The organism is Staphylococcus sp. HMSC62B09, from assembly GCF_001839115.1.
GTDB classification, from domain to species: domain Bacteria; phylum Bacillota; class Bacilli; order Staphylococcales; family Staphylococcaceae; genus Staphylococcus; species Staphylococcus haemolyticus.
The window spans coordinates 79,973-102,834 of record NZ_KV840153.1 but is presented as its reverse complement, the minus strand read 5'-3'; the positions used below and the strand labels follow the sequence as shown (position 1 = coordinate 102,834).

Below are 22,862 nucleotides of genomic sequence, written 5' to 3'. Positions count from 1 at the left end.
TATAATAATAAAAGGGGGCTGAAATAATTAACATCTATGTACATTAACTTGGTTAATAGTGATCTACATGATGTCGATTGTTTCAGCTTTTTCCTTATTTTTTTATAGATAGGGGTAGCCATTAAATGGAGAAAGAATATGTTGTTATTGGGTTAGGTCGATTTGGTGGAAGTATTGTAAGAGAATTAAATGCATTAGATATGGATGTTATGGCAATTGATAGGGATGAGGCACGCGTCAATGAATATAGTGATATTGCAACGCATGCTGTAGTAGCTGATACTACTGATGAAGCAGTGATGAAAAGTTTAGGGATACGTAACTTTGATCATGTTATAGTAGCGATTGGTGAAAATATTCAATCTAGTACATTAACTACGCTAATCCTCAAAGAGTTAGGAGTTAAGAAAGTTACAGCTAAAGCTCAAAATGATTATCATGCTAAAATTTTAAATAAAATTGGTGCGGATACAGTTGTCCATCCTGAAAGAGATATGGGACGACGAATCGCTCATAATGTCGCAAGTGCTAGTGTTTTAGATTACCTTGAATTAGCAGATGAGCATTCACTAGTTGAATTAAAAGCAAGCGAAAAAATGACAGGCCAATCAATTATTGATTTGGATATTCGTGCGCAATTTGGAATTAATATAATAGCAATTAAACGAGGCAAGGAAATTGTTGTATCACCAGACCCGTCTATGAATATAGAATTTGGAGATATATTGATTATGATCGGACACGATAATGATTTAAATCGTTTTGAAAAGAAAATTGTAAGATAAATGTTGCATCACAACTATTTAATGACTACTAAATAAAAATCTATTGATTTCATATTTAGTAACATTGATATTTGTGATGTTTTTATAAACAGTTAGAAGAATTTAAAAATCAGCAACAATTTTTTGAGAATAAGATGATGGAGTGATGATTCTACTACATGAGATATGTATTAATAGCATTAGGAATAGTATTTACTGTAATCGCGTTTACAGGGGCAGTATTACCATTACTACCTACGACACCTTTTCTAATTTTAGCGGCGATTTGTTTTACTAATAGTTCTCGGAAATTCAAAATATGGCTTGAAAGCACTCAAATTTATAAAAATTATGTTGAAAATTTTAAAAAATACAAAGGGTATACTATGAAAGAAAAAATAAGAATACTTATAAGTTTATATATAGTAGTTGGTTTTTCTATTTTTATGATTTCAAACTTATATATTCGAATTGGATTAATGATAATGGTCGTGATTCAAACAATTGTATTATTTACATTTGTTAAAACGTTGCCAGCAAATTTTAATCAAGAAAAAGATTCGTAGGTGAAATTCCATAAAAAATCCGTAAATGAATATTATAATTCATTTACGGATTTCTCTATGTGAAGTACATCATTATATTTAATCTTCGTTTACTTTCATAATCACAGGTAAAATCATTGGGCGACGAGCAGTTTTATCGTATAGATAAGGTTGTAATGTCTCAATGATTGAAGATTTAATTTGATGCCATTGAATATTTGGATTAGCATTTAATTTAGAAATTACGTCGGTTTTAATTTTGCGTTGAGCGTCATAAATTAATTGACCTGATTCACGCATGTACACAAAACCACGAGAAATGATGTCTGGACCTGAAAGTAATTTATTAGTGTTGAAATCAATACTAACCACTACAATGACTAATCCTTCTTCAGATAATAATTTACGATCACGAATAACAACGTTACCTATATCACCAATTCCACTACCATCTACTAACACATTACCAGAAGGTATGCGCCCGGCTTTACGAGCAGAGTCATGTGTTAATGCGAGTACATCACCGATATCAAAGATAAAGACGTTCTCTTCTTTAACACCACAGTCGACACCAGTTTGTCCATGCGCTTTAAGCATACGATATTCACCGTGTATTGGTAAGAAATATTTCGGTTGAATCAAGCGAAGCATAAGTTGTTGATCGCCTTGAGAACCGTGACCTGATGTATGGATATTTGAAATTTTACTGTGGATAACATCAGCACCCGCTTTGTATAATGCATTAATCGTGCGATTGATACTCTTAGTGTTACCTGGAATAGGTGATGAACTAAATACAACAGTATCATCAGGTATAATTTTAATTTGCTTATGAGTTCCATTTGCAATTCTTGATAAAGCCGCCATCGGTTCACCTTGAGATCCTGTACATAAAATTAGTAATTCATGTTTTGGAATATTGTTAATCTTATTTGGTTCAACAAAAGTTTCTGGCGGTGCTTTAATATAGCCTAATTCCATACCAATTTTAATATTATTTTCCATGGAACGACCAAATGTTACTATTTTACGATTGTATTTAATAGCAGCCTCAACCGCTTGTTGTACACGGTAAATGTTAGAAGCAAATGTAGCAAATATGATACGTCCTTTACAGTTACGGAAAATTTTATCTACATTTTGACCTACTTCACGTTCACTTAATGTGAAATCAGGTACTAATGCATTTGTTGAGTCAGATAATAGACATAATACGCCTTCCTTACCTAATTCTGCCATTTTAGCAATATTCGCAGGTTCGCCTACAGGAGTGAAATCAAATTTAAAGTCACCTGTATGAACAATCTTACCTTCAGGTGTATCAATTATTACACCATAAGCTTCAGGAATACTATGTGTAGTTAAGTAAAATGATATTTCAAAGTGTTTAGACTTAATAACACTATCTTCTGTAATCTCATTTAATGAAGCATTACGTAATAAGTTGTGTTCATCTAACTTGTTGCGAATTAATCCTAATGCTAATGGACCGCCATAGATAGGTACATTAATTTGCTTTAATAGGTAGGGCACACCACCTATATGGTCTTCATGTCCATGTGTAATGAATAGACCGACAATTTTGTCTTGATTTTGTTCGAGGTAAGTGTAATCAGGAATAACATAATCAATCCCTAATAAATTATCATCAGGGAATTTTATTCCGGCATCAATGATAACAATTTCATTTTTATATTCGATAGCATAAGTGTTTTTACCGACTTCACCTAAGCCACCTAAAGCATATACACCTACTTCGTTAGCATGTAATTGCTTCATTATTGAGCATTCTCCACGTTAAAATGATCAGAATGTTCCTTTTCATATTCTAAATGTGCGCCCTCTAATTTAGTAATGAATTCGATATTGTAATTGCGGTCTTTTAAATAACGTCTTACTTGTTCTTCTGTTTCACCTTCAACATAAATCGTATTTGTGTTTTCACGAACGATTACTTCATCTTTATTATGTTGGAAAAATACTTTAAATACTGCCATATTGGATAGTTCCTCCTAAATTTAAACATCTAAATTGATTATATTAATCTGAACCCTAATTTATTAACTTGATACTTCAAATCTAGTTGATTACGACAATAGGAATTGCTTCATAAATCATAAATAAGAAGATAAATTTATCTGTATAAATAATGATTTTAAAGTCACTTGATGATTGTCGACCTAATGATATACATTCATATAAATATCTTGTAAATTTGAGTCTCAAGCTTTCACTAAGGTAATTGTTAATGTCGTTCATTATTTGAAAATTAGCGTTACACTAAGATTTCAGTTACTACTCATTTTACATTATGTATATAAATAAATAAAGCAGTTTATATCTCTTCATTACTTCATAAACGTTATATATTTTTTAAAATTATTAAAAGGAATAAATTTAATTTAATAACCATAATACAAATAAAAAACTCAAACTAGTTCCATCATTGAAAATAGTTTGAGCAAAATAAAATTGTTAAAAGTTATACTTCAACAGAATCAGGTAGTGGAGTTAATGGATTATCTTGATCAATATAGTCATAGAACATAACACCATTTAAATGATCAATCTCATGTTGGAATATAATTGCAGGGTAACCTTTTAATCTCAATTTAACTTCGTTACCATCAATGTCTAACGCTTTAATTGTTACTCTGAAGTGTCTATGAACTAAACCAGGGATATTTTCATCCACACTTAAGCAACCTTCTCCAGTAGGTAAATAAGCACGTTGAACACTGTGACTCATAATTTTAGGATTAACTAGCATATAGTCATAAGCTTTTCCATTTCCATCATCAGGTAAATAGACAGCAATCATTCGTTTTGAAACATTAATTTGTGGGGCGGCTAGACCTACACCAGAACGTAAACCATATTTTTTTGCAATGTCATCATCTTGACTATTAATTAAAAATTGACGCATTTCTTTTAATGTATTTTTATCTTCATCAGAAAGAGGCAAACTTACGTCTTCAGCTTTAGCACGTAACGTAGGATGACCATCTCTTATAATATCTTTCATAGTTAACATGTCATACACCTTCCTTACAATAAAATATAACAGAAAAATGAATAATAAGTACATTATCTTATTTCATTTGATTTATAAAGTATAATTCTATATTATTACAGTCGAATGACTACTAGGAGGTTTACACTCAATGAAACTACGTAAAACAGTTGCGGTAGTAGCAGCATCAACTATTTTATTAGCAGGCTGTACAACAGATAAAAAAGAAGTTAAAGCGTATAATGAAAATATTCAAAAAGCTTTTGATAAAGAGCAATCAATTAATAGCATTAGCAAAAAATTAAACTCACTTGAGGAAAAGAAGCAAGGTTTATATAAAAAAGCTAATAGTGATAATGAGGATACTCGTAAGAAAGCTGCTGATGATATTCTTGAAAATATCAAACAGAGACAAGAAACATTTGATAAAGAAGTATCAACTTTAAATGATTCTGAAAAACAGTTTAAAAAAGGCGAGTCACATATTGATGAAATTAAAAGTGATGATAAGAAAAAAGAAGTTAAGCAATTAGACGATGCTGTAAAAAATAAATATAAAGTACATGATGAATATGCAAGTGCGTATAAAAATGTCTTGGAAAAAGAAAAAGACTTGTTCGAACTTATTAAACAAGAGGGTGTAACTCAATCACAAGTTGATGAAAAAAATGATGCATTGAATAAAGCTCAGAAGAATTTCCAAAATAAATTTAAAGATTATTCAAAAGCTATGAACACAGTAAATAAAGAAAAACAAGATGTTGATAATCTGTAGCAATATAAGCATTAGTACAGATTAGTTGATTGGAATGATACAGTTGTAAAAAACTGTATCTTTTTTAGTAATACAGAACTTTACTAAAATATTTAACAGTATAAATAAATTGTGGTACACTATGAGAGGATAAAATGAATTTCTATTATATGGGAAAGGTATGGTGAATTGAATGGCTCCTAAGTTACAAGCCCAATTCGATGCAGTAAAAGTATTAAATGATACTCAGTCGAAATTTGAAATGGTTCAAATTTTGGATGTAGATGGTAATGTCGTAAATGAAGACTTAGTACCTGATTTAACTGATGAACAACTAGTAGAATTAATGGAAAGAATGGTATGGACACGTATTCTTGACCAACGTTCTATTTCATTAAACAGACAAGGACGCTTAGGTTTCTATGCGCCTACAGCTGGACAAGAAGCTTCTCAATTAGCTTCACAATATGCTTTAGAAAAAGAGGACTTCATCTTACCTGGTTACCGTGATGTGCCACAAATCATTTGGCATGGTTTACCATTAACTGAAGCTTTCTTATTCTCAAGAGGACACTTCAAAGGAAATCAATTCCCTGAAGGTGTTAATGCATTTAGTCCACAAATCATTATCGGTGCTCAATATATTCAAACTGCTGGTGTAGCATTCGGTATTAAAAAACGTGGTAAAAAAGCAGTTGCTATCACATACACTGGTGACGGCGGTTCTTCACAAGGTGACTTCTATGAAGGTATCAACTTTGCTTCTGCTTATAAAGCACCAGCAATTTTTGTTATCCAAAACAATAATTATGCTATTTCTACACCACGTAGTAAACAAACAGCAGCAACTTCATTAGCTCAAAAAGCTATTGCAGTAGGTATCCCAGGTATCCAAGTTGATGGTATGGATGCATTAGCTGTATATCAAGCTACTAAAGAAGCTCGTGATCGTGCTATTAATGGTGAAGGTCCAACATTAATTGAAACTATGACTTACCGTTATGGTCCACATACAATGGCTGGAGATGACCCAACTCGTTATAGAACTTCAGATGAAGATGCAGATTGGGAGAAAAAAGATCCATTAGTTCGTTTCAGAAAATTCCTTGAAAACAAAGGATTATGGAACGAAGAAAAAGAAAATGAAGTTATTGAACGTGCTAAAGACGACATCAAGAAAGCTATCAAAGAGGCTGACAATACTCCAAAACAAACAGTTATTGACTTAATGGATATCATGTACGAAGATATGCCTCAAAACTTAGCTGAACAATATGAAATTTACAAAGAGAAGGAGTCGAAATAAGCCATGGCACAAATGACAATGGTTCAAGCGATTAATAATGCGCTTAAAACTGAATTGCAAAATGACGAAAACGTATTAGTTTTCGGTGAAGACGTTGGTGTTAACGGCGGTGTATTCCGTGTAACTGAAGGTTTACAAAAAGAATTCGGTGAAGACCGTGTATTCGATACACCATTAGCTGAATCAGGTATCGGTGGTTTAGCTCTTGGTTTAACTGTTGAAGGTTTCCGCCCTGTAATGGAAATCCAATTCCTTGGTTTCGTATTTGAAGTATTTGACGAAGTTGCAGGTCAAATTGCTCGTACACGTTTCCGTTCAGGTGGTTCAAAAGTAGCACCTGTTACAATCCGTGCACCATTCGGTGGTGGTGTTCATACTCCTGAACTTCACGCTGATAACTTAGAAGGTATTTTAGCTCAATCACCTGGTATTAAAGTAGTTATTCCTTCAGGTCCATATGATGCTAAAGGTTTATTACTTTCATCAATCAGATCTAATGACCCAGTTGTATATTTAGAACATATGAAATTATATCGTTCATTCCGTGAAGAAGTTCCTGAAGAAGAATATACAATTGACATCGGTAAAGCTAATGTGAAAAAAGAAGGCAACGATATCACATTAATCGCTTACGGTGCAATGGTTCAAGAATCTGAAAAAGCTGCTGAAGAATTAGAAAAAGAAGGTTACTCAGTTGAAGTTATTGACTTACGTACTGTTCAACCTATCGATATCGATACTTTAGTTGCATCAGTTGAAAAAACTGGCCGTGCTGTAGTAGTTCAAGAAGCTCAACGTCAAGCTGGTGTTGGTGCTACTGTAGCTGCTGAATTAGCTGAACGTGCTATTCTTTCATTAGAAGCACCAATCGCTCGTGTGGCTGCTGCTGATACAGTATATCCATTTACACAAGCTGAAAATGTTTGGTTACCAAACAAAAACGACATCATTGAAAAAGCTAAAGCAACTTTAGAATTCTAATATTTTAGCTTATCAATTAGCTAGCAAGCAGACTTATAGGAAGTAAGTAAAATGTTTACTTTTTACTCTATGTGTGAATAAGTAAGTGTAAACTAGAGAATTAGGGCAAAATAGTTTGTGTTTAGGCTTTCAAATTATTCTGTCCTTGCTCTATGTTATAAATTTATTAAATGATGAATAAGAAATCTAGGAGGACAAGAACGTGGCATTTGAATTTAGATTACCCGACATTGGTGAAGGTATCCACGAAGGTGAAATTGTAAAATGGTTTGTTAAAGCCGGAGATACAATTGAAGAAGATGATGTATTAGCAGAGGTTCAAAATGACAAATCTGTAGTTGAAATCCCATCTCCTGTTAGCGGTACTGTTGAAGAAGTTGTAGTTGACGAAGGTACTGTAGCAGTTGTAGGTGATGTTATTGTCAAAATCGATGCACCTGATGCAGAAGATATGCAATTTAAAGGTGGTCACGATGACGATGCTTCATCTGAAGAAGCACCAACTCAAGAAGAAGCTAAAACTGAAGATGCACCAGCAGCATCAGCTTCACAAGATGAAGAAGTAGATGAAAATAGACAGATCAAAGCTATGCCATCTGTTCGTAAATATGCACGTGAAAAAGGCGTTAACATCAAAGCAGTAGCTGGTTCAGGTAAAAATGGTCGTATTACTAAAGAAGATATCGATAACCACTTAAATGGTGGTGGTGCTCAAGCAGCAACAGCTTCAAATGAAAGTGCAGCTGCATCAACATCAGAAGATACTTCTGCAGTTCAAACTCAATCAGTACCTGAAGGAGACTTCCCTGAAACTACTGAAAAAATCCCAGCAATGCGTAGAGCAATTGCAAAAGCAATGGTTAACTCAAAACACACTGCTCCTCACGTAACATTAATGGATGAAATTGATGTTCAAGATTTATGGGATCACCGTAAAAAATTCAAAGAAGTTGCAGCTGAACAAGGTACTAAATTAACTTTCTTACCTTATGTTGTTAAAGCATTAGTTTCTGCACTTAAAAAATACCCAGCACTTAACACTTCATTCAATGAAGAAGCTGGCGAAATTGTACACAAACATTACTGGAATATTGGTATTGCTGCTGATACTGACAGAGGCTTATTAGTACCTGTAGTTAAAAATGCAGACCGAAAATCAATCTTCCAAATTTCAGATGAAATCAACGAATTAGCGGTTAAAGCTCGTGATGGTAAATTAACATCTGATGAAATGAAAGGTGCAACATGCACAATCAGTAATATCGGTTCAGCTGGTGGACAATGGTTCACTCCAGTTATCAACCACCCAGAAGTAGCTATCTTAGGTATTGGCCGTATTGCTCAAAAACCTATCGTTAAAGATGGTGAAATTGTAGCAGCTCCAGTATTAGCTTTATCATTAAGCTTTGACCACAGACAAATTGATGGTGCAACTGGACAAAACGCTATGAATCACATTAAACGCTTATTAAATAATCCAGAATTATTATTAATGGAGGGGTAAAACATGGTAGTTGGAGATTTCCCAATTGAAACAGATACTATTGTAATCGGAGCAGGTCCTGGTGGATACGTTGCAGCAATTCGCGCAGCACAATTAGGACAAAAAGTTACTATCGTTGAGAAAGGTAACTTAGGTGGTGTATGCTTAAACGTTGGTTGTATTCCTTCAAAAGCATTATTACACGCTTCACATCGCTTTGTAGAAGCTCAACACTCTGAAAACTTAGGTGTTATCGCTGAAAGCGTATCACTTAAATTCGACAAAGTTCAAGAATTCAAAAAATCAGTTGTAAACAAATTAACTGGTGGTGTTGAAGGCTTATTAAAAGGTAATAAAGTTGAGATTGTAAAAGGTGAAGCTTATTTCGTTGATAATAACAGCTTACGTGTTATGGATGAAAAAAGTGCACAAACTTACAATTTCAAACACGCTATTATCGCAACAGGTTCTAGACCAATTGAAATTCCTAACTTTGAGTTTGGTAAACGTGTTATCGATTCAACAGGTGCATTAAACTTACAAGAAGTTCCAGGTAAATTAGTCGTTGTAGGTGGCGGTTACATTGGTTCAGAACTTGGTACTGCATTTGCTAACTTTGGTTCAGACGTTACAATTTTAGAAGGCGCTAAAGAAATTCTTGGCGGATTCGAAAAACAAATGGTTCAACCAGTTAAAAAAGGCATGAAAGAAAAAGGCGTTGAAATCATTACTGAAGCAATGGCTAAAAATGCCGAAGAAACTGAAAATGGCGTTAAAGTTACTTATGAAGCTAAAGGTGAAGAAAAAACTATCGAAGCTGATTATGTATTAGTAACTGTTGGTCGTCGTCCAAACACAGACGAATTAGGTTTAGAAGAGTTAGGACTTAAATTCGCAGATCGTGGATTATTAGAAGTAGATAAACAAAGCCGTACTTCTATCGACAATATTTATGCAATTGGTGATATCGTTCCTGGTTTACCACTTGCTCATAAAGCAAGTTATGAAGCTAAAGTAGCTGCTGAAGCTATCTCTGGTCAAGCATCAGAAGTAGACTACATCGGTATGCCAGCTGTATGTTTCACTGAACCAGAATTAGCTCAAGTAGGTTACACTGAAGCACAAGCTAAAGAAGAAGGTTTAGACTACAAAGCTTCTAAATTCCCTTATGCTGGTAACGGCCGTGCTTTATCATTAGATGACACAACTGGTTTCGTTAAACTTATCACACTTAAAAAAGACGATACTGTTATCGGTGCACAAATTGCCGGTAATGGCGCTTCAGATATCATTTCTGAATTAGGTCTAGCTATCGAAGCTGGTATGAATGCTGAAGATATCGCATTAACAGTACATGCTCACCCAACATTAGGTGAAATGTCTATGGAAGCTGCTGAAAAAGCAATTGGATTGCCAATCCACACAATGTAATTTTTAGTCAAACTGACTAACTATATAGATCGAATAACTTTAATTAGATTTGATTGAGGTTATTTGACATCCAAGAGGGGTGCAACTCAAGTTCATGTTTGAACTTGGTTTCACCCCTTTTTTATATTATTTAACCAAAAAAGGGTAATAGATTACTAATGGCTAACACAATGAATGGAGGAATAAAATGGAATACCAATATCCACTAGACTTAGATTGGTCTAATGAAGAAATGGTTGATGTGATTGCTTTCTTTAATAAAATTGAAAATTATTATGAAAACTCGGTTAACGGTCAAGACTTAATGAATCATTATAAACGATTCAAAGAAATTGTTCCCGGCAAAGCAGAAGAAAAGCAATTATTTAAAGAATTTGAAGAAAAAAGTAATTATAATAGTTATAAAGTTGTACAAGAAGTAAAGAACAATCCCGAATTAACATCATTCAGCGCAAAATAACTTATAACGATTTAACGTTAATTATTAAAAATCATAATATCTGCATCATTAATTTTAATTAATTTCAAAAAAGTATTGAAGTTAAAGCTATATTTTGTTATTTTTATTAAGCATTAAACAAAATGTTTAATATTACTAAACAAAGTATAGCTTTTTTAAGGTGATTAGCGATGCAAATTGGAAATAAATTACGTAATTTAAGACGTCAAAAAAATTTAACGCAAGAAGAGCTAGCAGAACGAACAAATTTATCAAAAGGGTACATATCTCAAATTGAGAGTCAACATGCTTCTCCTAGTATGGAAACATTTTTAAATATTCTAGAAGTGTTAGGTACTTCTCCTAGTGATTTTTTTAAAGAGAAGTCAAAAGAAAAAGTGCTATACACTAAAAATGAACGAACTATTTACGATGAATATGATAGAGGTTATGTCCTTAATTGGTTGGTAATGAAATCTAATGAATTTGAAATGGAACCGCTCATATTATCATTAAAACCAGGTGCATCTTATAAACACTTTGATCCATCTGAGTCAGATACATTCATTTATTGCTTAAAAGGGTGTGTAACACTTACATTAGGAAATTCACGATATCAGGCAAATGAACAAGATGTTTTATATTTTAGGGCTAATGAAATACATCAATTACATAATGAAACAACCGATGAAATTGAAATTTTAATTGTTGCGACAGCATCATATTTATAAAAGGGGAGTATAGTAATGGAGTCATTGTTATCTTTTAAAGGTGTGACAAAAGGTTTTGACGATGTAACGATATTAAACAAAATGGATTTAGAGATTGAGTCAGGACATTTTTATACATTACTAGGTCCTTCAGGTTGTGGTAAAACCACAATCTTAAAACTTATAGCTGGATTCGAACAACCAGATGATGGAGATATTATATATTTAAATAAATCAATAGGTGATTTGCCTGCAAATAAAAGAAAGGTAAACACTGTTTTCCAAGATTATGCTTTATTTCCGCATTTGAATGTTTACGACAATATTGCTTTTGGTTTAAAGTTGAAAAAGCATTCCAAAAAAGATATTGATGAAAAAGTAATAAATGCTTTAAAACTAGTGAAATTATCGGGGTATGAACAACGAAATATTAATGAAATGAGTGGCGGTCAAAAGCAACGCGTTGCTATCGCAAGAGCAATAGTTAATGAGCCGGAAATTTTATTGTTAGATGAATCTCTATCTGCTTTGGATTTAAAATTAAGAACTGAAATGCAGTATGAATTGCGTGAATTACAAAAACGTTTAGGAATTACTTTCATCTTTGTTACTCACGATCAAGAAGAAGCATTAGCGCTCAGCGATTACATATTTGTTATGAAAGACGGTAAAATTCAACAATTTGGTACACCTACAGATATTTATGATGAACCGGTCAATCGCTTTGTAGCTGATTTTATAGGCGAATCCAATATTGTTGAGGGTAAAATGGTTGAGGATTTCGTAGTAAATATATATGGTCAAGATTTTGAATGTGTAGATGCTAGTATACCTTCAGGCAAAAATGTCGAAGTCGTCATTAGACCTGAAGATATTTCATTAATAGACGCAGACAAAGGACTATTTAAAGCTACTGTTGATTCAATGTTATTTAGAGGCGTTCATTATGAAATTTGTTGCATTGATAGAAAAGGATATGAATGGGTCATACAGACAACTAAAAAAGCAGAAGTTGGAAGCGAAGTAGGACTCTATTTTGAACCTGAGGCAATACACATCATGGTTCCAGGTGAAACAGAAGAGGAATTTGATAAACGTATTGAAAGTTATGAGGAGTTTGACAATGCGTAATATAAATAAAGTGCTAATTATTCCATATTTATTATGGATGGTGTTATTCATAATAGTGCCGGTTATTTTACTTGTATATTTCTCATTCGCTGATTTAAATGGTCATTTTAGTTTTACAAACTATGAACAAATATTATCAATGAAATATTTAAAAATGATGTGGGATTCGATTTTTTATGCAGCATTAATTACTATAATCACTCTATTAATTAGCTACCCTGCTGCTTATTTTATTCGTTCGTCAAAAAATCAAAATATGTGGTTGCTCATTTTAATTATTCCGACGTGGATAAATCTATTACTTAAAACATATGCTTTTATTGGTTTACTAAGCCATGAGGGTTTAATAAATAGATTTCTAAATTTTATTCATTTACCTTCGGCTAATCTATTATTTACACCGGGGGCATTTTTATTAGTAGCAAGCTATATTTATATACCATTTATGATTCTACCTATATTTAATAGTATGAAAGCTATCCCGAATAATTTGTTACAAGCTTCTAGTGACTTAGGGGCTAGTCCATTTACTACATTTAGAAAAGTTATCGTACCTTTAACTAAAGAAGGTGTCATGACAGGCATTCAAGTAACATTTATTCCAGCATTATCGCTATTCATGATTACAAGATTAATTGCAGGTAATAAAGTCATCAATATTGGTACATCGATTGAAGAACAATTCCTAGTTATTCAGAATTACGGTATGGGTTCTACAATTGCCATATTCTTGATTGTATTCATGGCATTTATTTTAATCATTACTAAATCGAAATCCACGGACGAAAGAAGGTGAATTAAATGAAGTGGTATGGAAAATTATATATTGGCATTTTATTAGCTATATTATATATTCCGATATTTTTCCTTATGTTTTATTCATTTAATTCAGCGGGAAATATGATACATTTTGAGCATTTTACTTTGGAACATTACCAAAGTCTATTTCAGAATGATCGTCTGATGTCTGTAATTTTTAATACGATAGCAGTTGCGCTATTAGCAGCTGCAATTTCTACCATAATAGGAACATTTGGTGCCATTTCATTATATTATTTAAGAAATAAAAAATTTAAAGTAACATTATTAACGCTTAATAATGTGCTAATGGTTTCGTCTGATGTAGTTATTGGTGCCTCATTTTTAATTATGTTTACAGCAATAGGGCATTTAACTGGTTTAGGACTAGGTTTTGGAACAGTGTTAGCGTCGCATATTGCATTTTGCATTCCTATCGTAGTTATCGTAGTGTTACCACAGTTATATGAAATGAATAATAATATTCTAAATGCTGCACGTGATTTAGGTGCTACGGAATCACAAATACTTGGACGTGTATTAATACCTAATTTAATGCCTTCAATTATAGGTGGATTCTTTATGGCGCTAACATACTCATTAGATGATTTTACAGTAAGTTTCTTTGTAACCGGTAATGGCTTTAGTGTATTATCTGTAGAAGTTTACGCTATGGCACGTAAAGGTATTAGTATGGAAATAAATGCAATTTCAACTATTTTATTTGCAGCTATTGTATTAGGAATTATTGGTTATTATGCAATACAACATACAGTTAAGAGACGACAATTAACTAAGCGAGGTGTAAATCAGTGAAGCGATTTTTACAGTTAATATTAGGTGCAATTGTCGTTGGATTAATATGCTTAGGTGTAAGTCACTGGTTTAAATCGCAGGATAATACTAGTACTGGTGAAAAGATATACGTGTATAATTGGGGAGAATATATAGACCCCGCTTTAATTAAACAATTTGAGAAAGAAACAGGTATTCAAGTTATATATGAAACGTTTGATTCTAATGAGGCCATGGAAGCTAAAATTAGAAATGGTGGAACCCATTATGATGTGGCTTTTCCTAGTGAATATACCGTTCAGAAATTGAAGCGTGAAAATTTATTGGAACCACTAGATCATAGTAAAATTCCAAATATAAAAAATTTAGATTCTGATTACATGAACATGTCATATGATAGACATAATAAGTATTCACTACCTTATTTCTTTGGTACTGTAGGCATCTTATATAATAAAGAGGTTTACCCAAATGGAGACTTTAGTAGTTGGCAAGCATTATATCAACCTAAATATAAAAACGATATTTTATTAGTTGATGGTGCACGAGAAATTATGGGATTAGCTTTGAACAAATTAGGATATAGTTTAAATGATACAAATCCAAGTCATTTAAAAGAAGCAGAGAAAGATTTGAATCACCTTACACCACAAGTTCGTGGTGTTGTTGGAGACGAAGTCACAATGATGCTTGAACAAAATGAGGGGAATATTGCAGTAGTATGGAGTGGTGTTGCAGCTCCTTTAGTACAAGATAGTGACAAATATAATTATGTTATTCCAAAAGAAGGATCTAACCTATGGTTTGATAATATGGTTATTCCTAAAACCGCTCAGAATAAAGAAGGGGCTTATAAATTTATGAATTTCCTTCTTGATGCTAAAAATAATAAACAAAATACAGAATGGGTCGGATATTCTACACCAAATAAAGTGGCTCGTCAGTTGTTACCTAAAGAAGTTAGAGATGATCATCGTTTCTATCCTACTCAAAAAGAGCAATCACGATTAGAAGTCTACAAAGATTTAGGTCCTAAAACTTTAGGAGAATATAACGAAAGTTTCTTAAACTTTAAAATGTCTTTAAAATAGACTATAAATAGTAGTTATTTTATAATGAATTAGATATAATTATTTGATAAGTAAAATAAGGAGTTGTAATACATGTCAGGAGAACGTTACACGCAAATCAAACGGCCTGTGAGTCGTCTGACTGAAAAACTTTTAGGTTGGTTTAGTTGGATTTTCTTACTTATATTGACGGTTATTACAATGTTTATTGCACTCGTGTCATTTAGTAATGATACATCAATTCAAAATCTTGAAAACTCAATGAATAGTAATGAACTAATTCAGCAAATTTTAACAAATAATAGTTTAAATACAACACAATTTGTAATTTGGTTACAAAATGGTGTATGGGCAATTATCGTTTATTTCATAGTGTGTTTGCTTATTTCATTTTTAGCACTTATATCTATGAATATGAGAATACTTTCTGGATTCTTATTTTTAATTGCCTCAATTATTACATTGCCATTAGTATTATTATTCGTAACATTAATTATTCCTATTTTCTTCTTTATTATTGCAATCATGATGTTTGTAAGGAAGAGCAAGGTCGAGACAGTGCCTATATATGGTCCATCACACGGCTACGAAAATCAATATTATCCTAGAGATGAATATGATGATCGTTATTATGGATTTAATAGAAATATTAATGATGACTATGATTACGACGATCATAATCAATATAATGATTATGATGAAGACTATGTTGAATCACCACGTAAAACCAAAATATCTGAACGTCGTACACGTCGTAAAAAACCTTATTACAATGATGATATCGATAGTAATTATCGAGATAACAACTACGATGAAACAACGATTCGTAATGATGAAGAGCAAGATTTAGCAACTGATACTGAGGAAGATAAATATAATCAATATCCAAAACGTGCAATTACTGGAGAATATCAATCGGATGCTGATGATGTTGAAGCAACGGGAGTACTCTCTAGACAGGCTAAATACAACAAAAAGGCGAATAAAAAATCACAATTTGATAACACTAGTGATGAAGAGTCTTACGATTTTGCTGAAAATGTAGTAGATACTGAGCCAAAAGTTGATAAAAGAGAAGAAAAAGCACAACGTAAGAGAGAAAAAGCTGAAATTAAAGCTAAGAAAAAAGAAAAGCGCAAAGCTTATAATCAACGTATGAAAGAGCGTCGTAAAAATCAACCAAGTGCTGTTAGTCAACGTCGTATGAACTATGAAGAACGTAAACAAATCTTGAATAAAGATGACATCGAATCAGAGAAAGACGTCAACAACCAAGAAGAAGATAATAAAAACTAATATACACTTAGAACGGTTAAGTCATATATGGCTTAATCGTTTTGTGTCAATATCCAAAATTTAATTCATGAAGTTAGTCGCAAACATATTACAATTTTAGTATGATTTAATTAAATACTTTAATAATGGAGGCTAAGAAAGTGAGTAGAAAAGTAGAGTTAATTCTTGGATGGATTGCTTGTGGTTTAAGTATTATTTATTTAATTATGTCATCACTATCTTACTTTATGGTTAGGAATAACAATAATACTGAACAATATCAACAAATGATAAAACAATTTGGAAATCAAGATGTTAAAGTTACACCTGAAATGGTCAACTTTGCTATGGCTTTTTCTATGGGAACATTAATCTTTTCAACGTTGTTAGGCATTATTGGTATGTTAATCATTAAAGGTCGTCCTATTTTAGCAGGTTGTCTTTTAATTGTCGCAGCATTAGTAGGTATATTTAATATGAGTTTAATTGCAGGAATATTGTGGATTATTGTAGCAATCATGCTATTTGTTAAAAAGGATCCTAATCTACCTAAACAAAAACCTAAATCAACAAAATTAAAAATGGATGAATGGCAAACTGAAAAATCATATAATGAACGTAAGAAAGATGATCCATATATTTATTAAAATATAAAACTAAAATCTAACGATTTAGTATTTATAATGCTAAATCGTTAGATTTTTTTATAATTCTTTAAAGGTTTCTATTATTAGATAAATATTGAGGAAGCTCAATATGATGATTAAACCCCAAGCACATATATTAACCCACTTTTTATTTTTAAACGGACCCATTAATTTTTCATTACTTGTTGCTAATTCCAGAGGTATTAATGAGAAAGGTAGTGCAATACTTAAGAACACTTGTGAAAATACTAGCAATTGTTCCATTTTAGACTCATTGCCCTGGAAAATAACAAGACATATTAAAACAGGTATGACAGCCAAACTTCTTGTTACTAAGCGTCTCATCCAATTTGGTATAGAAAGTTTTAAGAACCCTTCCATAACTATTTGACCTGCGAGTGTACCAGTGATTGTTGAATTCTGACCGGATGCTAATAATGCTATTGCGAATAGTGTACTCATTATACTTCCCATTACAACACCTAATACAGGTTGTGTTCTTAAAGCTTGATATAAATCATAGAAACCACCTAAGCTATTTGAATTGACGCCATAAAACAAAGCAGCCCCTAGAACAAGTAGTAAGCAATTTACAATAAATGCGATACTTAATTGAATATTAGAATCAATTGTTGCAAATTTAATCGCTTGGGCTTTTTCAGTAAAGCTATGGCGATTATACTTACGTGATTGCACGATTGATGAGTGCAAATATAAATTATGAGGCATAATTGTAGCGCCAATAATACCTAATGCAATATACAAGATACTATGATTAGCAATAATTTGATAATGTGGAACAAATCCATTAAGTATTTCAATTAAATTTGGAGATGAAATGTAAACTTCAAATACAAAAATCATCAGTACAGTAAAGATTAAAGTACCAACGATTGCTTCAATCTTTCTAAAACCAAATTTCATTATAAAAAGTAATAAAAATACGTCAAAAACTGTTATTAAAGCACCTATGATTAAAGGAATATTAAAAAGTAAATCCAAAGCAATCGCGCTTCCGATTACTTCAGCAATATCAGTGGCAATGATTGCAAGTTCAGCAATCACCCAAAATATAATTGCAGTTGGTTTGTTTAAATAGTGACGAGTCATTTGTGCTAAATCTTTATCAGTAGCGATACCTAAACGAACAGTCATACTTTGTAACAACATTGCTGATAAGCTAGATATTAAAATTACAAATATTAAAGTATAACCAAATTGTGCGCCACCTTGCATTGATGTAATCCAATTTCCTGGATCCATATAACCAACAGCTACAAGTAAACCTGGTCCTAGAAAAGCTAAAAATTTCTGACTAGTACGTTGCGAGCCATTAAATTCGATTGTGCTATTAATTTCATCTAAACTACGTTGTTCTTTGTTGTCTATTGTACCCATAAAAAAACTCCTTAAACTAATATATTTTATAATAATCCAACTTTATTTTTAGGTCAACCTAATAAAATTGGGCGTAAAAAAAGGAGGGTACAGAAATAATATTTCAAAATTTATTTCGTTGTAACCCCAGCTTGCTTAGCTTGTAGAATTTCTTAATGAAATTCTCTTTGCTGGGGCCCCAAACCCCAACTTGCTTAGCTTGTAGAATTTCTTTGAGAAATTCACTTTGTTGGGGCCCCGAACCCCAACTTGCTTAGTTTGTAGTATTTCTTTAGGAAATTCACTTTGTTGGGGCCCGCCCACCAGGCAAGGATGACTAGAATTAAAAAAGCTTGTTACAAGTACATTTTTAAATCAGTCAACTATTGCCAATATATATTTGTAGCCTGAGTCATTGAATTATGGCCCAGGCTTTTACTTAAGGTAAACATAGTTTACAACTCATATTGAATTAAATGTTTTATTTATTCATAGAATTTTAAAAATTCATCAAATGTTTCTTTTACAAAAGATAGGAAGGCTTTATCAGATTTTAATTCAGCATCTTTAGGAGAGAGGGAGCGTGCAACGAAGAACTCTCCTTTCTTAACATTCTTAACACGATCAATCGCTTTATGTAACTCATCGTCACTTAAATCTTTAATGAAGGATTTTTCAGGTTTCATGTGATCTAAACTCACTTGATAGTCTTCAGGCAATTGTTTAAGCACATCAAAGTGCTTATCAAACACTTTTACACGTTCAGCTTTATCTTTACCTTCATGCATAACACCGAACATTAAAAATAAATGGTCTTTAAATAAACCAATTTGGAAATGAGGTAGCATCTTATATCCACGTTTATTTGGAGCAAAAGCTACCCATGTATCTACAGGGGGATTTACACTTCTACGAGCATGTTTTGCAACATGTGCATAAAAAGTTTCTCCAGTTTGAGAAGTGAAATATTCACTAAAATAATCTCCTAATTGATTAAGTTGAGGTCTTACATATTCATTTAATGCTTCCATTCGAGCATCTAAGCCTTCAACTTCAAACGCTTTGAAATCTTTAGGTTTAAATGTATATTGTGTCATTAGCGTTGCTCCTTTTCAGAATAATTAATTTAAAGTTATTGTAGCATAGAATGACTCAATCATTCCAAAAGCAGAATTAAGGTTTCAAGCGTTTAAACTCACAATTATAAGGTATACAATGATGTATAGATTATAATGCCAGAAATTTTGTATAATAGAAGACAACAGGAGATGATGATATGTCACTATATGAATTTGCACAAGGTTTAATACTAGAAGCGGGCAACAAAGTTAGAATAATGATGAAAGAAGATTTAAGTATTGAAACGAAATCGAACCCAAACGACTTAGTAACAAATGTTGATAAAGCAACTGAAAACTATATATACGATGCAATTCTAAGAAGCTATCCTGATCATCGCGTCATTGGTGAGGAAGGACATGGACATCATATGGAAGACGTCAATGGTGTGGTATGGGTTGTTGATCCAATTGATGGAACTTTAAATTTTGTTCATCAACAAGAGGGATTTGCGATTTCCATAGGTATTTATCGAGATGGCAAGCCATATGCAGGTTTAGTTTATGATGTAATGAAGGATGTACTATACCATGCTAAAGTTGGCGAAGGTGCTTTTGAAAACAATCATGAATTAAAAACCATTGATAACACGCAACTTAACCAAAGTTTAATAGGAATTAATCCAAACTGGGTTACTAAGCCAAAAATGGGACCCATTTTTTCAGAGATTGTAAACCAAGCAAGAAGTTGTAGAGCTTTTGGAAGTGCGGCATTAGAAATTATAAGTGTAGCCAAAGGACAATTGGCTGCATATATCACGCCAAGATTGCAACCATGGGATTTTGCAGGTGGTTTGATTATTTTAAATGAAGTTGGTGGAATTGGAAGTAATTTAATGGGTGAACCGCTCACTATTGAAAGTGCTAATTCTATTTTAGTTGGAAATAAAGCAACGCATAATGAGATACTAGAAAATTATTTAAATCCTCATAATGAAGTATTAACAGAGTTACATCAACGTTTTAGAAAATAAAAAATGTCTCGGTCAGTCAACTTTGAAAGGTGAATTTCTTCCAAATTTTACTACCGAGACATTTTTCTATATTAAAGCCAGTTATTTTCACGATATTTCTTTTTAAGCGTGAATCCAGCGCCAAAAGTTGCAATGAAAAGTATAAATGTTAAAATCATCATTGGAATACTACCAGCACCAACGCTGAAACTAAAAAGCACTAAAAATATTACTGCTATAATAGATAGAACCCAAAATATACCTTTAGACTTAGGTTTTTCCATCCCATACCCCACCTTTTTGTTATCTTTTACTAATAATATGATATAATAAAAAAGTTGTAATTAAAAGTGGGAGTTTACTCGAGAAAGGAATAATAAAATGACTAATAGAAGAGAAGATGTACGTAATATTGCAATCATTGCGCACGTTGACCATGGTAAAACGACTTTAGTAGATGAATTACTAAAACAATCTGGAATTTTCAGAGAGAACGAACATGTTGACGAAAGAGCAATGGACTCTAATGACTTAGAAAGAGAACGTGGTATTACAATTCTTGCTAAAAATACTGCGATTGACTATAAAGGCACAAGAATTAACATCTTAGATACACCTGGGCATGCTGACTTTGGTGGCGAAGTTGAACGTATTATGAAAATGGTTGACGGTGTTGTACTTGTTGTAGATGCATACGAGGGAACAATGCCTCAAACACGTTTCGTACTAAAAAAAGCATTAGAACAAGATTTAAAACCCGTTGTAGTAGTAAATAAAATTGACAAACCATCAGCTAGACCTGAAGGGGTAGTAGATGAAGTTTTAGATTTATTTATCGAATTAGAAGCGAATGATGAACAATTAGACTTCCCAGTAGTATATGCATCAGCTGTCAATGGTACTGCTAGTCTTGATTCAGAGAAACAAGATGAAAACATGCAATCATTATATGAAACAATCATAGATTATGTTCCAGCGCCATTAGATAATCATGATGAACCATTACAATTCCAAGTAGCATTATTAGACTATAATGATTATGTAGGACGTATTGGTGTAGGACGCGTATTTAGAGGTAAAATGCGTGTCGGTGATAACGTGTCACTTATTAAATTAGACGGTACAGTTAAGAATTTCCGTGTGACTAAGATTTTCGGTTATTTTGGATTGAAACGTGAAGAGATCGAAGAAGCACAAGCTGGTGATTTAATTGCGGTTTCAGGAATGGAAGATATTAACGTAGGTGAAACAGTTACACCTACAGATCACCAAGAAGCTCTCCCTGTATTACGTATTGATGAACCAACTCTTGAAATGACATTCAAAGTAAATAATTCACCATTTGCAGGACGTGAGGGTGATTATGTCACTGCACGTCAAATCCAAGAACGTCTAGATCAACAACTTGAAACAGACGTTTCATTAAAAGTTACGCCAACTGATTCTCCTGATACATGGGTAGTTGCAGGTCGTGGTGAGTTACATTTATCTATCTTAATTGAGAATATGAGACGTGAAGGTTTTGAACTTCAAGTATCTAAGCCACAAGTTATTTTACGTGAAATTGACGGTGTTCTAAGTGAACCTTTCGAACGTGTTCAATGTGAAGTGCCTTCTGAAAATGCAGGTTCAGTAATTGAATCATTAGGTGCACGTAAAGGTGAAATGTTAGACATGTCGACTACTGATAACGGATTAACGCGTTTAATCTTTATGGTACCTGCACGTGGTATGATTGGATACACAACTGAATTTATGTCTATGACTCGTGGATATGGTATTATCAACCATACATTCGAAGAGTTCAGACCTCGTGTTAAAGCACAAATTGGAGGTAGACGTAATGGTGCGCTTATCTCAATGGACCAAGGTCAAGCAACTGCTTACGCTATCATCAATTTAGAAGATCGTGGTGTTAACTTCATGGAGCCAGGTACTGAAGTCTACGAAGGTATGATTGTTGGTGAACATAATCGTGAAAATGATTTAACTGTTAATATTACTAAAGCGAAACATCAAACAAACGTACGTTCAGCAACTAAAGATCAAACACAAACTATGAACCGACCAAGAATTCTTACTCTTGAAGAAGCTTTAGAATATATTAATGATGATGAACTAGTAGAGGTTACTCCTCAAAGTATTCGTTTAAGAAAGAAAATCTTAAATAAATCATTACGTGAAAAAGAAGCTAAACGTGTTAAACAAATGATGCAAGATGAGTAATTAAAGTTTATAATGTAAAATATAGTTTGAAACATCAAATTTGAAA

Annotated in this window: 23 protein-coding genes; 17 read left to right on the top strand and 6 right to left on the bottom strand. The window is 32.7% G+C overall.

Features of this window, described 5'->3' with window-relative positions; all coding sequences use genetic code 11:
- Positions 1–125: 125 nt before the first annotated feature.
- Together HMPREF3265_RS09190 and HMPREF3265_RS09185 are read left to right on the top strand one after the other, a co-directional pair.
- Entirely contained in the window at positions 126–785 is a 660-nt protein-coding gene (locus tag HMPREF3265_RS09190) for a potassium channel family protein (RefSeq protein WP_011276142.1), read from the top strand.
- A 158-nt stretch (positions 786–943) separates the two neighbouring features.
- On the top strand, positions 944–1,330 hold the full coding sequence (locus tag HMPREF3265_RS09185; RefSeq protein WP_037549350.1) for a YbaN family protein: 387 nt from the start codon (positions 944–946) through the stop codon (positions 1,328–1,330).
- A gap of 78 nt (positions 1,331–1,408) precedes the next feature.
- On the opposite strand, the gene rnjA is transcribed toward HMPREF3265_RS09185, so the two are convergent.
- The 3 genes from rnjA to def form a co-directional block, all read right to left on the bottom strand.
- On the bottom strand, positions 1,409–3,088 hold the full coding sequence (gene rnjA / locus HMPREF3265_RS09180) for a ribonuclease J1 (RefSeq protein ID WP_011276138.1): 1,680 nt from the start codon (positions 3,086–3,088) through the stop codon (positions 1,409–1,411).
- Positions 3,088–3,306 carry a DNA-dependent RNA polymerase subunit epsilon gene (locus HMPREF3265_RS09175; protein ID WP_002448185.1) on the bottom strand — a complete coding sequence of 73 codons (219 nt, stop codon included), beginning with the start codon at positions 3,304–3,306 and terminating at the stop codon, positions 3,088–3,090. Before HMPREF3265_RS09175 ends, rnjA begins: the two co-directional genes overlap by 1 nt.
- A gap of 485 nt (positions 3,307–3,791) precedes the next feature.
- On the bottom strand, positions 3,792–4,343 hold the full coding sequence (def, locus tag HMPREF3265_RS09170) for a peptide deformylase (RefSeq protein ID WP_011276137.1): 552 nt from the start codon (positions 4,341–4,343) through the stop codon (positions 3,792–3,794).
- Between the two features lie 130 nt (positions 4,344–4,473).
- Here def and HMPREF3265_RS09165 point away from each other — a divergent pair, with 130 nt between their 5' ends.
- From HMPREF3265_RS09165 to HMPREF3265_RS09105, 13 genes are all read left to right on the top strand, one after another.
- The gene (locus tag HMPREF3265_RS09165) at positions 4,474–5,097 is read left to right on the top strand and encodes a YkyA family protein (protein ID WP_070440278.1); all 624 of its coding nucleotides are present in this window, start codon (positions 4,474–4,476) and stop codon (positions 5,095–5,097) included.
- A 172-nt stretch (positions 5,098–5,269) separates the two neighbouring features.
- Entirely contained in the window at positions 5,270–6,382 is a 1,113-nt protein-coding gene (pdhA, locus tag HMPREF3265_RS09160; protein WP_011276135.1) for a pyruvate dehydrogenase (acetyl-transferring) E1 component subunit alpha, read from the top strand.
- Between the two features lie 3 nt (positions 6,383–6,385).
- Positions 6,386–7,363 carry an alpha-ketoacid dehydrogenase subunit beta gene (locus HMPREF3265_RS09155; protein ID WP_011276134.1) on the top strand — a complete coding sequence of 326 codons (978 nt, stop codon included), beginning with the start codon at positions 6,386–6,388 and terminating at the stop codon, positions 7,361–7,363.
- A gap of 202 nt (positions 7,364–7,565) precedes the next feature.
- Positions 7,566–8,867, top strand: coding sequence for a dihydrolipoamide acetyltransferase family protein (locus HMPREF3265_RS09150; RefSeq protein ID WP_070440276.1), 1,302 nt, complete (start codon positions 7,566–7,568; stop codon positions 8,865–8,867).
- A gap of 3 nt (positions 8,868–8,870) precedes the next feature.
- The gene (gene lpdA, locus HMPREF3265_RS09145) at positions 8,871–10,277 is read left to right on the top strand and encodes a dihydrolipoyl dehydrogenase (RefSeq protein ID WP_070440274.1); all 1,407 of its coding nucleotides are present in this window, start codon (positions 8,871–8,873) and stop codon (positions 10,275–10,277) included.
- Positions 10,278–10,464: 187 nt separating this feature from the next.
- Positions 10,465–10,737, top strand: coding sequence for a UPF0223 family protein (locus HMPREF3265_RS09140; protein ID WP_037535602.1), 273 nt, complete (start codon positions 10,465–10,467; stop codon positions 10,735–10,737).
- 170 nt (positions 10,738–10,907) lie between these two features.
- Complete coding sequence (locus HMPREF3265_RS09135) at positions 10,908–11,447, top strand: helix-turn-helix domain-containing protein (RefSeq protein WP_070440272.1); 540 nt, start codon at positions 10,908–10,910, stop codon at positions 11,445–11,447.
- Between the two features lie 15 nt (positions 11,448–11,462).
- A complete protein-coding gene (locus tag HMPREF3265_RS09130; RefSeq protein WP_070440270.1) occupies positions 11,463–12,557 on the top strand; it encodes an ABC transporter ATP-binding protein in 1,095 nt (364 codons plus the stop codon).
- Positions 12,550–13,353 (top strand): ABC transporter permease, encoded by an 804-nt coding sequence (locus tag HMPREF3265_RS09125; protein WP_070440268.1) that lies wholly within the window; start codon positions 12,550–12,552, stop codon positions 13,351–13,353. The genes HMPREF3265_RS09130 and HMPREF3265_RS09125 overlap by 8 nt, the downstream gene beginning before the upstream one ends.
- A 5-nt stretch (positions 13,354–13,358) precedes the next feature.
- The gene (locus HMPREF3265_RS09120) at positions 13,359–14,171 is read left to right on the top strand and encodes an ABC transporter permease (RefSeq protein ID WP_070440266.1); all 813 of its coding nucleotides are present in this window, start codon (positions 13,359–13,361) and stop codon (positions 14,169–14,171) included.
- Positions 14,168–15,241 carry an ABC transporter substrate-binding protein gene (locus HMPREF3265_RS09115; RefSeq protein WP_070440264.1) on the top strand — a complete coding sequence of 358 codons (1,074 nt, stop codon included), beginning with the start codon at positions 14,168–14,170 and terminating at the stop codon, positions 15,239–15,241. The genes HMPREF3265_RS09120 and HMPREF3265_RS09115 overlap by 4 nt, the downstream gene beginning before the upstream one ends.
- A 72-nt stretch (positions 15,242–15,313) precedes the next feature.
- Complete coding sequence (auxB, locus tag HMPREF3265_RS09110; protein WP_070440262.1) at positions 15,314–16,516, top strand: lipoteichoic acid stability factor AuxB; 1,203 nt, start codon at positions 15,314–15,316, stop codon at positions 16,514–16,516.
- 140 nt (positions 16,517–16,656) lie between these two features.
- Complete coding sequence (locus HMPREF3265_RS09105) at positions 16,657–17,142, top strand: DUF4064 domain-containing protein (RefSeq protein ID WP_070440260.1); 486 nt, start codon at positions 16,657–16,659, stop codon at positions 17,140–17,142.
- Between the two features lie 57 nt (positions 17,143–17,199).
- On the opposite strand, the gene HMPREF3265_RS09100 is transcribed toward HMPREF3265_RS09105, so the two are convergent.
- Positions 17,200–18,540 (bottom strand): Nramp family divalent metal transporter, encoded by a 1,341-nt coding sequence (locus tag HMPREF3265_RS09100; RefSeq protein WP_070440258.1) that lies wholly within the window; start codon positions 18,538–18,540, stop codon positions 17,200–17,202.
- A 464-nt stretch (positions 18,541–19,004) separates the two neighbouring features.
- The gene (locus HMPREF3265_RS09095; protein ID WP_070440256.1) at positions 19,005–19,616 is read right to left on the bottom strand and encodes a YktB family protein; all 612 of its coding nucleotides are present in this window, start codon (positions 19,614–19,616) and stop codon (positions 19,005–19,007) included.
- Between the two features lie 179 nt (positions 19,617–19,795).
- Between HMPREF3265_RS09095 and HMPREF3265_RS09090 the strand changes: the two genes are divergently transcribed.
- Positions 19,796–20,611 (top strand): inositol monophosphatase family protein, encoded by an 816-nt coding sequence (locus HMPREF3265_RS09090; RefSeq protein ID WP_037536186.1) that lies wholly within the window; start codon positions 19,796–19,798, stop codon positions 20,609–20,611.
- A 71-nt stretch (positions 20,612–20,682) separates the two neighbouring features.
- Here the strand turns inward: HMPREF3265_RS09090 and HMPREF3265_RS09085 are convergent, their stop codons facing one another.
- Entirely contained in the window at positions 20,683–20,874 is a 192-nt protein-coding gene (locus tag HMPREF3265_RS09085; protein ID WP_011276120.1) for a DUF5325 family protein, read from the bottom strand.
- A 97-nt stretch (positions 20,875–20,971) separates the two neighbouring features.
- Here HMPREF3265_RS09085 and typA point away from each other — a divergent pair, with 97 nt between their 5' ends.
- Positions 20,972–22,816, top strand: a complete 1,845-nt coding sequence (typA, locus tag HMPREF3265_RS09080; protein ID WP_011276119.1) for a translational GTPase TypA — start codon at positions 20,972–20,974, stop codon at positions 22,814–22,816.
- The last annotated feature ends 46 nt before the right edge of the window (positions 22,817–22,862 follow it).

Bases quoted from the DNA above. Each gene is read 5' to 3' on its own strand.
- auxB (WP_070440262.1), top strand. From the start codon at position 15,314: ATGTCAGGAGAACGTTACACGCAAATCAAACGGCCTGTGAGTCGTCTG.
- HMPREF3265_RS09135 (WP_070440272.1), top strand. From the start codon at position 10,908: ATGCAAATTGGAAATAAATTACGTAATTTAAGACGTCAAAAAAATTTA.
- HMPREF3265_RS09130 (WP_070440270.1), top strand. From the start codon at position 11,463: ATGGAGTCATTGTTATCTTTTAAAGGTGTGACAAAAGGTTTTGACGAT.
- rnjA (WP_011276138.1), bottom strand. From the start codon at position 3,088: ATGAAGCAATTACATGCTAACGAAGTAGGTGTATATGCTTTAGGTGGC.
- lpdA (WP_070440274.1), top strand. From the start codon at position 8,871: ATGGTAGTTGGAGATTTCCCAATTGAAACAGATACTATTGTAATCGGA.
- HMPREF3265_RS09120 (WP_070440266.1), top strand. From the start codon at position 13,359: ATGAAGTGGTATGGAAAATTATATATTGGCATTTTATTAGCTATATTA.
- HMPREF3265_RS09085 (WP_011276120.1), bottom strand. From the start codon at position 20,874: ATGGAAAAACCTAAGTCTAAAGGTATATTTTGGGTTCTATCTATTATA.
- HMPREF3265_RS09175 (WP_002448185.1), bottom strand. From the start codon at position 3,306: ATGGCAGTATTTAAAGTATTTTTCCAACATAATAAAGATGAAGTAATC.
- typA (WP_011276119.1), top strand. From the start codon at position 20,972: ATGACTAATAGAAGAGAAGATGTACGTAATATTGCAATCATTGCGCAC.
- HMPREF3265_RS09100 (WP_070440258.1), bottom strand. From the start codon at position 18,540: ATGGGTACAATAGACAACAAAGAACAACGTAGTTTAGATGAAATTAAT.
- HMPREF3265_RS09190 (WP_011276142.1), top strand. From the start codon at position 126: ATGGAGAAAGAATATGTTGTTATTGGGTTAGGTCGATTTGGTGGAAGT.
- def (WP_011276137.1), bottom strand. From the start codon at position 4,343: ATGTTAACTATGAAAGATATTATAAGAGATGGTCATCCTACGTTACGT.
- HMPREF3265_RS09165 (WP_070440278.1), top strand. From the start codon at position 4,474: ATGAAACTACGTAAAACAGTTGCGGTAGTAGCAGCATCAACTATTTTA.
- pdhA (WP_011276135.1), top strand. From the start codon at position 5,270: ATGGCTCCTAAGTTACAAGCCCAATTCGATGCAGTAAAAGTATTAAAT.
- HMPREF3265_RS09185 (WP_037549350.1), top strand. From the start codon at position 944: ATGAGATATGTATTAATAGCATTAGGAATAGTATTTACTGTAATCGCG.
- HMPREF3265_RS09140 (WP_037535602.1), top strand. From the start codon at position 10,465: ATGGAATACCAATATCCACTAGACTTAGATTGGTCTAATGAAGAAATG.
- HMPREF3265_RS09095 (WP_070440256.1), bottom strand. From the start codon at position 19,616: ATGACACAATATACATTTAAACCTAAAGATTTCAAAGCGTTTGAAGTT.
- HMPREF3265_RS09090 (WP_037536186.1), top strand. From the start codon at position 19,796: ATGTCACTATATGAATTTGCACAAGGTTTAATACTAGAAGCGGGCAAC.
- HMPREF3265_RS09155 (WP_011276134.1), top strand. From the start codon at position 6,386: ATGGCACAAATGACAATGGTTCAAGCGATTAATAATGCGCTTAAAACT.
- HMPREF3265_RS09125 (WP_070440268.1), top strand. From the start codon at position 12,550: ATGCGTAATATAAATAAAGTGCTAATTATTCCATATTTATTATGGATG.